Annotated in this window: 12 protein-coding genes; 6 read left to right on the top strand and 6 right to left on the bottom strand. The window is 42.6% G+C overall.

Annotated elements, in window-relative coordinates; translation table 11 throughout:
- Window positions 1-183 precede the first annotated feature (183 nt).
- Both V7P40_RS04245 and V7P40_RS04240 read left to right on the top strand, forming a co-directional pair.
- Entirely contained in the window at window positions 184-546 is a 363-nt protein-coding gene (locus V7P40_RS04245) for a cytochrome c3 family protein (protein ID WP_333784734.1), read from the top strand.
- Window positions 543-1,169, top strand: coding sequence for a TIGR01906 family membrane protein (locus V7P40_RS04240; RefSeq protein WP_333784733.1), 627 nt, complete (start codon window positions 543-545; stop codon window positions 1,167-1,169). Before V7P40_RS04245 ends, V7P40_RS04240 begins: the two co-directional genes overlap by 4 nt.
- Here the strand turns inward: V7P40_RS04240 and V7P40_RS04235 are convergent.
- Both V7P40_RS04235 and V7P40_RS04230 read right to left on the bottom strand, forming a co-directional pair.
- Window positions 1,144-4,044: an EAL domain-containing protein gene (locus V7P40_RS04235; RefSeq protein ID WP_333784732.1), complete on the bottom strand. Its 2,901-nt coding sequence runs from the start codon at window positions 4,042-4,044 to the stop codon at window positions 1,144-1,146. The two genes, V7P40_RS04240 and V7P40_RS04235, sit on opposite strands and share 26 nt — an antisense overlap.
- Window positions 4,034-4,711 carry an SDR family oxidoreductase gene (locus V7P40_RS04230; RefSeq protein ID WP_333784731.1) on the bottom strand — a complete coding sequence of 226 codons (678 nt, stop codon included), beginning with the start codon at window positions 4,709-4,711 and terminating at the stop codon, window positions 4,034-4,036. Before V7P40_RS04230 ends, V7P40_RS04235 begins: the two co-directional genes overlap by 11 nt.
- A 12-nt stretch (window positions 4,712-4,723) precedes the next feature.
- Between V7P40_RS04230 and guaB the strand changes: the two genes are divergently transcribed.
- Together guaB and V7P40_RS04220 are read left to right on the top strand one after the other, a co-directional pair.
- Window positions 4,724-6,190 carry an IMP dehydrogenase gene (gene guaB / locus V7P40_RS04225; protein WP_333784730.1) on the top strand — a complete coding sequence of 489 codons (1,467 nt, stop codon included), beginning with the start codon at window positions 4,724-4,726 and terminating at the stop codon, window positions 6,188-6,190.
- 1 nt (window position 6,191) lies between these two features.
- Window positions 6,192-7,523, top strand: coding sequence for a glycosyltransferase family 39 protein (locus V7P40_RS04220; protein ID WP_333784729.1), 1,332 nt, complete (start codon window positions 6,192-6,194; stop codon window positions 7,521-7,523).
- On the opposite strand, the gene queA is transcribed toward V7P40_RS04220, so the two are convergent.
- Entirely contained in the window at window positions 7,520-8,524 is a 1,005-nt protein-coding gene (queA, locus tag V7P40_RS04215; RefSeq protein ID WP_333784728.1) for a tRNA preQ1(34) S-adenosylmethionine ribosyltransferase-isomerase QueA, read from the bottom strand. The two genes, V7P40_RS04220 and queA, sit on opposite strands and share 4 nt — an antisense overlap.
- Before the next feature lie 75 nt (window positions 8,525-8,599).
- Here queA and V7P40_RS04210 point away from each other — a divergent pair, with 75 nt between their 5' ends.
- Entirely contained in the window at window positions 8,600-9,421 is an 822-nt protein-coding gene (locus V7P40_RS04210; RefSeq protein ID WP_333784727.1) for a hypothetical protein, read from the top strand.
- A complete protein-coding gene (locus V7P40_RS04205; RefSeq protein WP_333784726.1) occupies window positions 9,418-10,308 on the top strand; it encodes a multiheme c-type cytochrome in 891 nt (296 codons plus the stop codon). The genes V7P40_RS04210 and V7P40_RS04205 overlap by 4 nt, the downstream gene beginning before the upstream one ends.
- Before the next feature lie 5 nt (window positions 10,309-10,313).
- On the opposite strand, the gene V7P40_RS04200 is transcribed toward V7P40_RS04205, so the two are convergent.
- The 3 genes from V7P40_RS04200 to exbB are packed head-to-tail and all read right to left on the bottom strand — an operon-like array spanning window position 10,314 to window position 11,894.
- Window positions 10,314-11,102, bottom strand: a complete 789-nt coding sequence (locus V7P40_RS04200) for an energy transducer TonB (RefSeq protein ID WP_333784725.1) — start codon at window positions 11,100-11,102, stop codon at window positions 10,314-10,316.
- Window positions 11,102-11,479: a biopolymer transporter ExbD gene (locus V7P40_RS04195; protein WP_333784724.1), complete on the bottom strand. Its 378-nt coding sequence runs from the start codon at window positions 11,477-11,479 to the stop codon at window positions 11,102-11,104. Before V7P40_RS04195 ends, V7P40_RS04200 begins: the two co-directional genes overlap by 1 nt.
- Entirely contained in the window at window positions 11,460-11,894 is a 435-nt protein-coding gene (exbB, locus tag V7P40_RS04190) for a TonB-system energizer ExbB (protein ID WP_333784723.1), read from the bottom strand. Before exbB ends, V7P40_RS04195 begins: the two co-directional genes overlap by 20 nt.
- Window positions 11,895-11,932 lie beyond the last annotated feature (38 nt).

Genomic DNA, 11,932 nt, shown 5'->3' with positions numbered 1-11,932 from the left:
GGAAAAAGGTTGAAGAATACATAAACGGTGGTTAAAATACAAAGAGGGAGGTAAGAGGTTTGGAGTGGCACACCTGCGGTGCTAAAGGACGTAGCTGTCCCCAACGTGCTAATAGTTTATGGATCAAAGGAAGACCCAGAGGTAGTAGCCCAGGCGGGGAAGCTTGCCTTCTACTGAAGTCCCTTGGGACTCTCTGCCTGTGGTAAAAACATGGCTCTGGCTGGACCTATGGTAGCCCAGTGGTCCGATGAGCTGAAAGCTGTGGTTAGAAAGAGAAATGCCATACTATACGCAGAACTACCAAAGGCTTTGGAGGAAAGGAACAAAGATAAGGCGGTGGAGCTCTGGAAGGAGGCTATGCTTACGTGCTATCAATGCCACCAAGGTATAGGTATTCCCCAAGTGAGAAAGTTTAAACCCGTAGAGGAAATACACGCAAAACATCAAAGGATAGCAGAAGCTTTTGGTTTGGTAAAGGTGGTTGGGAATGAAAAATCTTGCATAGCCTGTCATGCTGGTCAAACTCAGGTGAGAGGCTATAAGTGAAAAGAGTAATAGTTCTCTCCCTTTTTTTTCCCTTTCTTTTGATTTTTCTTTGCGTTAGGCTTGCCTTTACAGAGTTATTTGTGGAGCTAAACTACAGATTTGGGGACCTTCCACCCGATAGGTGGGGTATGGGATATGAGGAAAGGCTCAGTATAGCCAAGCTGGGGCTCAGGTCTGTGCTCTCCGACGAAGGAATGGAGGAGTTCATCAGCTCTGGGCTCTTTAGAGAAAAGGAAATAAGGCACATGCAAGATGTAAAAAGTCTGCTCTCTGTAATCTTTAAGATCCTTTACCTGGGTGGTCCCCTTTGGCTTTTTTTATTTTTTAGCCTAAGGGACAAAAAGAAAATGGGGCTTGTCCTCTTTTTTGGTGCGCTTCTTACGGAGATTTTGGTAATTTTCGTCCTGGTGTTTTCTCTTTTAAACTACGACTTGCTCTTTGAGGTTTTCCACAACTTCTTTTTTGACCCATATTCGTGGAGGTTTTTTGACCAGGACATGCTACTCAGGGTTTATCCTATGAAATTTTGGTATAACGCTACCCTTTGGGTGGGTGTCTTTTCCCTTCTTTTAAATTCTCTTTTCCAAGCCCTCGGGCTCATTCTTTGGAAGAAAACTTCTTGAGCTTTTCTTCCAAAGGTTCTGGCTTTCCAAAGTAATAACCCTGTGCGTAGTCTATGCCCAACTCCTTAACTACCTCCAAGATCCTATCATCCTCCACAAATTCCGCGATGGTTTTGATCCCCATTTCCTTTGCCACATTTACAATGCCTTTGATGAAGATTCTGTCTGTGTGTGAGTGGGTAAGATGTTTTATGAACTCACCTTCAATTTTCAAAAAGTCCGTGGGTAGGTATTTCAGGTAATAAAAGGAGGAATAACCAGAGCCAAAGTCGTCTATGGCAAAACGAAAACCTTCGTTTTTCAGTTCCCTAACAAAGTTAGCAACTTGCATAATATCTTCAATGGCTTTTCTTTCTGTAATCTCAAAGACAATATTGCTGGTAGGAACAGAATACTTATCCGCAAGGGCCCTGACCTTTTCCGCAAACTCCACTGTGGTGTTTTCTGGCACCATGTTAATAAATATGCTATACTGGTTTTCAAAAAGTTTATAACTTTCAAAAACCTTTTCCATAAGCAAAAGGTCAAGCTTTGGCGTGGCACCAAGTCTTTCTGCCACATCCACAAATTCTCCCGCATTCAAAATCCTACCGTTAAACTTTATCCTCGTGAGCACTTCAAAACCAAAGAGAGACATACTTTTGAGGTCTATGATCTCTTGATAGTAGGGCAAGACAGAGGACTTTTCTATACTTTCCACAAGGGACCTTTCAAGCTCCTTTACCACAGAGAACTTGTGAGGAACATCCTCTGAACTCAGAATTATGCTCTTTCCTCTCCTTTTTGCTTCCTTCATTAAGTATTCCGCATAGGTTATAAGCTCCTCTGCGCTGGTTCCGTCTTGGGGATAAGATACTACAACCGCACTTACGCTTAAAGAAATGTTTTTGTCTTCTATCTTCATGGGCTCGGAGGAGAGTTTGCCTGTAAGTCTTTGTGCCACAGTGCGGGCAGTTTCCCTTGAAAGGTATGGCAAAAGCACTGCAAACTCATCTCCCCCAAACCTTGCGGGTATATCCATCTCCCTGACGCTCCTTTTCAATCTTTCGCTTAGCTCCTTTAGGACCATGTCTGCAGTTTGGTGTCCATAAACGTCGTTTATAAGCTTGAAGTTGTCAATGTCTATGAGCGCAACGGAAAACACCGATCCAGTCCTCGAGCTTATTTGGATGTTATCTTTAAGATACATTTCAAAAGTTCTTCTGTTATACAGCATAGTAAGCGGGTCATACTCGGAGAGAAACTTAATGCTAAGTTGGGCACTTTGCAGATCCTCTATAACCTTCATCAATCTTACTATGTGGAACAGTTGATTGGAAATAGTTTTGAAGAAAGCAAGATCTCCCTTATCACAGGGTTCCTTTAACCTAACGCCCGCAACTCCAACTTGATACTGACTATGCTCAAACTTGGCAAAGCAGAGGCTATTTTTTGTATCAAAAATGTTTGGGTTAGCTTGAACCTCAGCAAGGAGCAATTCGAGGTCTTCCTCCCTAAAGTTCTTTAAAAACATAGAGGAAATGACGAGTTTTTCTATTTTTTCTGCGTTTTTATCAAGCATGTAAAATAGGCTACCGTCCATATGGAGGACTTGGTCCAACCTATCCAGCACTTGCTTTGAAAAGGTCTCTATGTTGTTGTATGCTTGAACTACGTATTCGGAAGTTTCAAGCATAGCTTGTAGTATCTCAATTTCCCTTAATTTCTCTTTGAGCAGCTCCTCATAGTTTTTGTGCTGGAGGAAATAGTAAAAGAGATGGCTTTCTATGTTCGTTACGTGGGCAATTATTAGGGGGTTGTCTGTGTCTGCATGGACCCTGCCGAGCAGCAGATAACCCTCTTCAACACGAAAGCGCCGTCCATCCTTGGTAAAGTCCACTTTGTTTTCTAAGATACTATTCCAGTCCTCAGGTGGTCTTAGGTCCTCCTCCCTTTCCTTTAGCCCATAAAAGTATGCCTTTAGCTCCTTCGTTCTTAGGTCGTATATGCACAAGCTTGTTATATAACCCTCTTCAAAGGACTTGCCCAGCGCAACTTTTAGCACACCACCCTCCCATCTTGGCACAGCTTTTGCCAAAGAGATCAAAAAAAGCCTTGAGTGTCTTAATATATCTTTACCCACATCTGTAATTTCCATCTTGATAACACCATAAGCAAATAACACATAAGCCAAAGCCCTATAAAAGGAAACTGCTATCCAAATTATGTCCCTAAAGTGTATGTAAAGGATGGGAAGGGCGCTGCCGATGCCATAAAAGAGCATACCCAAGCCTAAGTATCTGCTTACCTTTTCTCCATAAACCTTTTTCTTTAACAGAAGGTAAAAAAGCCAAAAGTTCCAAAGGGAAAGACCAGTCCAAAACACATCGGAAAAAGTAGTTGATCCCACCCCTTCTACGTAGGTCTTTGGGAGCAAGGGGTAGTAAAGCACTATAAAAAAGGAAACCGCCAGGGAGGAAAGAAGCAAAGCAAAAAACTTAGGGTATGGGGCAGTGTCTTTTTTATGGAACATTCCAAGGGTTATGCCAAGCAGTGTGTATGCCACAAAGGTTATATGTAGCCACGAGACCTTATCCCTGTGATTTGGTGTTATAAAGTCAGGAAAGAACCCAAAGGAAAGTATGTGAAAAGCTTGCGGGATCAAAGAAGGAACCAGAAAGAGGGCGGTATAGTAAAATATCCTTTTAACAATGTGGGGACCAACAAAAAGTGGGGCAAGCACGGTGCCTGCAAACATAAAGAAAGCAGGAATGCGGGTTATGGCAATAAGATAAGAAAAGGTCCCCTGGTCTAAGATAATTTTGTCGTGTACGAGAATTATAAAGAGAGCGGACAAAACCCCAAGGATCACAAGAAGCATCGTTCTAAGATCCATATTCTATACTCACCCCTACTGGCTTATCTTTTACTATTTTCATTATGAACCTTGCTACCTCCTCCGGTGGCTTTAGGGTAAGTGGATTCTCATTAGGATAGGCTTTGGCTCTCATTTGGGTCCTTGTGCCACCGGGATTGAAGGCATAAACCTTTATCCCCCTTGGCTTTAGTTCTTCTGCCAGCAAAAGAGAAAAACCCTCCACCCCAAACTTGGAAACCGCGTAGGCTCCCCAATAAGGTGCAGGCCTTTTTCCAGCCCCAGAGGAAAGGTTTATTATAACTCCTCCCGCTTTCATGTATGGGATGGCATACTTTGTTATGTAAAAAACGCCATTTAGGTTTATTCTTATCACTTCTTCCCAAATATCCTCTGGGTAGTGTTCTATGCTTGTTCTTTCTCCCAATATGCTTGCGTTGTTTATAAGCAAGTCAAAACTCTTAAGGTTTTCTTTGCAAAATTCTACAAAGGCTTTGGCAGAGTCTCTGTCTCCCACGTCGCACACCTTTGTATGTAGGTTTTTTGGATGTTTTAGCTCTTCCTTAATTCTTTTTAGACCTTCTTCGGACCTTGCGCAGGTGCATACGTCCCACCCTTCCTTTAGAAAAAGCTCAACTGTTGCCTTCCCTATACCCTTTGTTCCACCCGTTATTACCAAGTTGGGCATTATAATAAGTATATGGGAAACATAGAAGTTCTTGAAGGGCTTACCTTTGACGATATACTACTGATCCCTCAGTATTCCGAAGTGCTTCCTCATGAGGTAGATGTCTCTACCCAACTAACCAAAAGGATCAAGCTAAACATTCCTATAGTTTCCGCTGCGATGGACACGGTCACAGACCATAGGATGGCTATAGCCATCGCAAGGGAAGGAGGCATAGGCATAATCCACAGGAACATGGGAATAGAAGAGCAAGCTAAGGAGGTGGAGAGAGTTAAAAAATCTGAAAGTGGGATGATAACCAACCCGATAACGGTGAGACCAGACACAAACGTTAAGACCGCCTTGGAGATAATGGAAAGATACAAGATTTCGGGTGTGCCTGTGGTCTCGGATGGAAACAAACTGGTGGGAATACTAACCAATAGAGACCTTAGGTTTGTAAAGCCTACCGATTACCACAAACCGGTGTCCATGTTTATGACAAAAGAAAATTTAATAGTGGCCAAGGAGAGGGTAACCTTGGAGGAGGCTACGGAAATACTTCACAGGCACAAAATAGAAAAACTACCCATAGTGGATAAAGAGGGAAATCTTGTGGGCCTTATAACCATAAAGGACATTATCAAAAGGCAAAAATATCCCAATGCGTGCAAGGATGAGATGGGTAGGTTAAGGGTGGGAGCGGCGGTAGGAACGGGACCGGATACGAAGGAAAGGGTCTCGGCGCTTGTTTCCGCCGGTGTGGATGTGATCGTGGTAGATACAGCTCACGGACATTCAAAGAGAGTTTTGGACACGGTCCAAGATATAAAGTCTGTTTATCCTGAGGTAGATGTGATAGCTGGAAACGTGGCAACTGCAGAGGCAACAAAGGACCTGATAACAGCTGGGGCAGACGCGGTTAAGATAGGGGTAGGACCAGGTTCCATATGCACCACCCGTATAGTAGCCGGAGTGGGTGTGCCTCAGGTGAGCGCCATAATGTGGGCTTACAGTATAGCAAAGGAGTATGGAGTGCCTATAATAGCGGATGGGGGCATAAGGTATTCGGGGGACATAGTCAAGGCTTTAGCGGTAGGGGCCAGTGCGGTTATGCTTGGAAGTTTGCTGGCTGGAACAGAAGAAGCGCCGGGAGAGGTGATCTACTATCAGGGAAGGGCTTACAAAGCATATAGAGGTATGGGTTCTTTGGGTGCTATGATGAGTAGGATGTCTGCGGATAGATATGGACAAGAGAAGATGGAAAAGTTTGTGCCGGAAGGCATAGAGGGAAGGGTGCCATACAGGGGAAAGCTTTCGGACGTGCTCTTTCAGCTGGTGGGAGGATTAAGGTCTGGCATGGGATATTTGGGTGCAAGAAACATAGAAGAGCTCAGAAAAAGATCAAAGATAGTTAGGATAACTTGGGCAGGATACAAAGAGTCCCACGTGCATGATGTGATAATAACCAAAGAGGCGCCAAACTATTGGATAGATTAAAGTGGTATTAATTCTTATTTTCCTTACTCTGCTATCTCTGTTGCCAAACCTCAGCAGCTATGTTTTCAGGAATGAAGAGGCACTGAGGGTTTACGTTGCCTACCAAATGGTGAAAACCGGCAATTATTTTCAGCTTTACGTCCTCGGAGAACCTTATTACAACAAGCCCCCTCTTTTTAACTGGCTTATAGCTCTATACTCTAACTTCATACCTTGGAGTGAGTTAACTGCAAGGGCTGTTAGTTTAACCTCTCTCGTGCTTTGCGCAATAGTTATTTTTTTATTTTCTAGACGCACGTTTGGAGATTACTCTATGTCTGTTCTATCTTCTTTAGTTTTTCTAACCTTTGGCAACGTGCTGTTTTTTTATGGATATTTAGCAGAAATAGACACAACTTACACTCTGTTTGTTTTTATAACCATATCCTCCCTCTACATATGGTCTTTTGGGGCGGGTTTTGTTTGGGGAATTTTGGGTGCGTTCTTCGCTGGCCTTTCTACTTTGCTGAAAGGTTTTCCTTCTTATGCTTTCTATTTTCTTACCTTACTTGCTCTAAGTCTCTATCACAGAAGGCTTGGCACGCTTTTAAGCAAAAAGGTCCTTTTTATGCACCTTATCACTTTAGTAGTCCCTCTTTTGTGGCTTATAAACACAGAACATCCAATTACCTATTTAAAAACGTTGTTTTACGAGTCTTTCAGCAGAGTAAGTCATCAGGAATTTTCAAGAATTGTCCACTTTTTTACTTATCCTCTTGAAAACTTCAAAGACCTAATGCCTCACAGTGTATTGTTTTTGATTTCTGTCTACATTCTTTTCAAAGAAAAGAGATTGCATGTGCCAAGCCCAATAAAGGCTCTTTTACTTATCTTTTTGTTTAACTATCTTCCATACCTTTATGCTAAATCTGCTGGAAGATACATAATGCCTCTATATCCTGTGCTTGCAATCATCTTTTCTCTTTACATAAACAGAGCCCTAAGCATCGGATGGTTCAAAAAAGCCTTCTATACGATACTGATAATGACCATCGGACTCAGATTTGCCTATGGCCTTGTCTATATGTCATACAAAACCAACAGCGAGCACTCTAAGAAAGTTGTGGCGCAGAAAATCTTAAAAAGTATAGACCTAAGCTCCAATATAGAGTGTAACTGTAGACAAGAGCTGGCTGTATGTTTATATGTTAGTTTTGCAAAAGGAGAACCTCTGAAGAGGAAGCTTCCAGAGGCGGACTATTCAATAACTTGTACGGAAGAAGAAAAAGGAGAAGAAATAGCAAGCTTTGACGTAAAAAGGGCATACAAGATAAGGGTTTTAAAGCTAAATTAAAGTATAAGCATACCATCCCCGTAACTGTAGAACCTATACCTTTTTTCAACCGCGATTTTGTAGGCTTCCATTATAAAATCCTTGCCCCCGAAGGCACAAACTAAAAACAGAAGGGAAGACTTAGGAAGGTGAAAGTTTGTAATCAACCCGTCTATAACCTTGAATTGGTAACCTGGGTATATGTATAAGTCCGCCCAATCTTCGTAGGGTTCATAGGGTCTATTCTCTAAAGCTCTAACCACAGTAGTCCCAACTGCTATTACCCTTCTGCCCCTCTCTTTTGTTTGCTTTATCAGTTTTACCGTCTCAGTGGGAACCTTCACATACTCTGGATCAACTTTGTGTTGTGTTATGTCCCGTACCCTTACGGGCTTGAAAGTGCCGTAAGAAATGTGAAGTGTTATAAAGGCAATATTTATACCCTTTTCTTTTATCTTCTTTAGTAATTCTTCTGAAAAATGAAGGGATGCAGTGGGAGCAGCCACTGAACCTTCTTCTTTTGCAAAAACGGTTTGATAATATACCCTGTCTATTTCCTCTTCTTCCCTTTTAATGTATGGAGGTATAGGTATTTTTCCGTATCTGTCCAGAGCCTTCAACGGCTCTGAGGAGTGAAGATATACTTTAAATTTCCCACCCTCAACATGTTCAAGTATCTCAACTTCCAAATCTTCACCAATAAAAACTCTAAGTTTTTCTTTTATACCCTTCCCACCCACCAGGGCATACCACGTGTGTTTGTCTATGTAATCCGTTAGCAAAATTTCTACCACACCACCTGTGCTCTTTTTTCCGTAAAGCCTTGCGGGAAGGACCTTAGAGTTGTTAAAAACCAAAAGATCCCCTTCATTTAAATACAGCGGAAGATTCCAAAAAGTGTCGTGTATTATAGACCTACTTTCCCTGTTTAATACCATAAGTCGCGCATTATGTCTTGGAACAACTGGATATTTGGCTATGAGTTCTTCCGGAAGGGAATAGTCAAATTCACTTAAGTCCATGTATATATTCTAAGACTTTTATAAACTTGCACATACACACTTATTCTTAATATTTCTTACAAGGAGGGGTAGGCCATGAAAAAAGTAGTCTTGACTGTGGCATTATTTGGTATAGCTTTTGGTGCAGATCAGATAATCCTAAAAAAACCTCCTGCCTCCTTAGGAAAATACTATCCTCCACAGTCCAATAAGTTTGAGTTTGTTAGTGTAATGCACGAGATGAGCGGGTCTTTTTATGGTATTAGGTTAAACATAAATGAAGGCAAATGGGACAAAGCTCTGGAATGGGCAAACAGGCTAAAAGACGCCTACAGCAGAGCTCAAAACATGGTTCCAGAGTGGAAGCAGTACTATAAACCCGCTGTAGCGGACCAGCTGGTTAAGGCTGTGCAGGCTAAGAACACAGACGAGGTTTTGAAGCTTTCCAGGGAGCTTGGGCAAACCTGTCAGAAGTGCCATGCGGATAATCAAATAGCTGTAAAGCTCGTTTATCACTATCCTCCCTTTGCCAACTTAAAGATGGAGGACCCAGTGGAATTTGCCCAGCTAAGCCCGAAGGAATACATGAGAAAGACTTCAGACTCCATGAAGGCTCTGAGGATCTTTCTAATTCAGGGGGATGTGCCAAAGGCAAGGGAAGCTGGAGAGGCTTTTGTAGAAAGAGTCAGAGGCACTCAAGCGGTGTGCTCCAAGTGCCACACAGATAAAGCGTCCGAACAGCTTATATACAACAAAGCTCACGAGGATGCCTTGGCTTCTATAGAAAGACTGCTCAAGGAACCCCAGCCAAATAGGGACGCCATATTCAGGGCTATGTCCGTTGTGGGTCAAGCTTGCAACAGATGCCATAACACACACCTTGTGCCAGCCATGGTTCAGGAAGCTTTTAGAAAATGATCCTTGTCTTATTTATCATTTCCCTTTTTAGTTGTGCTAAGTTTGAAGAGATAGTAAGAGAAGAAGACCTTTTACAAAGACCAGAAGCTAAAAGATGCTCCGATTGTCACAGAGAAATCTTTGAAGAATGGAAAAACAGCAGGCATGCCAAAGCTTGGATAAGCGAACACTTTAGGCTTGAGTCTGAAAACTACACTAAGAATAAGTGTCTTTCCTGCCATGCCCCCCATCAGGTGGACCCAGACAAGGAGCCTATTCTTAGGGCAGAGTTTAAAGAGGATGGCGTTGGTTGCGTAGCTTGCCACTTCAAAGAAGAAACTAAGGCTATGCATGGGCCTTTGAAGGTTTGGTCCCCTCCCCATCCTTCAAAACAGGACCTAAGTTATACAAAGTCCAATTTCTGCGCAGGTTGTCATCAGGAAACTTTCAAACAATGGCAAGCTACCGGAACACAAAAAAGCTGTCAAGATTGCCACATGCCAAGTCTTGGAAAAAGGGACCTTATTCAAAGATTCCCGTTCCACCTATTCCACCTGTCCAAACCAAGACATTCTCACGAGTTTCCAGCTTTGAAGGCAAAGCCAGAAGATCTAAAGCTTGAGATCAAGGAAAACAGGCTTTACATAACCAACGTGGGAGTGCCTCATAACCTTCCCACCGCAGACCAGGGAGACCCAAAGCTTTATATAACCATTATTTTTGATACACCAGAGGGACAGCAGACTATAAGAAAGCTACTCTCCGCCCAAGCAAAGACAGCTTTGGAATACGGAAAACCTTACAAATTAGAATTGCCCCAAGATTTTAAAAACCTCAAAGTTTTGATCCACAGGAGACTATCCCATAGCCAAGAAAAGGAGCTTATACTTGATAAGAGTTTAAACTAATTACATCATTCAAGCCTGAAGGCCACTGGCAACCTTACTATTACGCTTGCTGGGGGTTTTGGGAACTCCCTGTAGCTTCTCTTTATGGCTTCCAGAGCTTCTCTGTCCAAAACTTCATAACCGCTACCTTTTAAAATTTTTAGATCCCTTATTTCTCCGCTTGGCTCCAAAACAAAGCTGATCAAAACCTTTCCCTCCCATCCCATCCTCCTGGCTATAGGCGGATAATTTGCGTATCTTTGGACTATACCTGATATAACGGAGAGCTTTTCCTTGAGAAAGCTTTCCTCCAAAGAGGCTTTTCTGCTTTCCTCCGCATGCTTTGAACCTTCTGAAGATTGGGTGCCCACAACTTGAGCTGTAGCTTTCTTTTCTTCAATCTCTACCCTCTGATTTGCGGAGGATGAAGGGGAAGTGTCCGCAGGTTTTCCCTCTGCGATACTTTGAACCTGAGAAGCCCTATCCTCTTCTGGTTCATCTCTTACAGGCGAAAGGGTTGGAGTTATTGGCTGTTTTTCTTGTGGGACTGTTTGAATTTGAGCAGTTTTTTCCTCTTGGTTGAGGGTTTTATCTTCATGGAAAGCTTTAAGAGGCTCTGCATGCCTTGACGGAGCTTGCTTTTGGTTTTTTTCAGCTACGATTTCTTTTTCCAGCTTTAAATTTTCAAAAGACAAATCTATTTCAACGATCCTTTTCTCCAAGAAGGGCATCCTTTGAGTCAGAAAAAGCAGGCCAAAGACCAAGAGGAAGTGGATCAGAAAGGATAGGCTATAGGCCTTAACGAGCTCCCTCACTACCTGACCTCCGTCTTTATGGATACCTTTTTAAAACTGAGCTTTTTCAAAAGGTCTAAGACATCTACTAAACTTTGGACTGTAGCCCTCCTATCTGCTAACACTTGCACCTGGTGATCTCTTTGATACTTCTCAAGCTCTCTCTCAAGCTCTGACAGAGAAACAATCCTGCCGTCAAAGAAGACCGACCCTTCCTGTGTTATGATTATGGAAAGTCCTTTCAGATTTTCTTGGGAGCTTACGCTTGCCTTTGGTAGTTGAACGGGTATGCTTCCCTGCACTACAAAGGTAGCGGTGATAAGCACGATTGTTAAAAGCACAAGCATTATATCCACCAAAGGAATAACGTTTATGGAGCTAAACTCTTTGTCTTCCATTCTTTGCCTCCCACAAAAGCAAAAGGATCTTTACTCTTCTAAGAAGTAGGTTGTAAAGGACGGAAGAAGGTATGGCTACCAATAGCCCAACCGCCGTAGCCTTGAGAGCTAAAGCAAGACCTACCATAACCTTCTTTGTATCCACAAAACCCTCCTCCCCTATGTTGTAAAAGGTTAGCATAATGCCAAGCACCGTACCCAAAAGTCCTATGTATGGTGCGTTGGAGGCCACAGAAGCTATAAAGGTAAGACCTTTGCTGAGCTCTACTTCCAACTCCTGTTTGCTTTTGTATTCTTCAAGCTTTACCTTTCTGTAAAAGCTCCACCTTTCTATGGCAACGGCTACCGCAAAGAAGCTAAGAGCAAGCAAAAGACCTATAACTCCGTAATCCACAAGTTCTCTAATGAAATCCACAATGGAATTTTAACACAGACTTAAAGTGAAAATTATGA

It is taken from the genome of Thermocrinis sp., assembly GCF_036781485.1.
Classification (GTDB): domain Bacteria; phylum Aquificota; class Aquificia; order Aquificales; family Aquificaceae; genus Thermocrinis.
The sequence above is the reverse complement of the archived record's forward strand: the minus strand, read 5'-3'. Positions and strand labels throughout refer to the sequence as shown.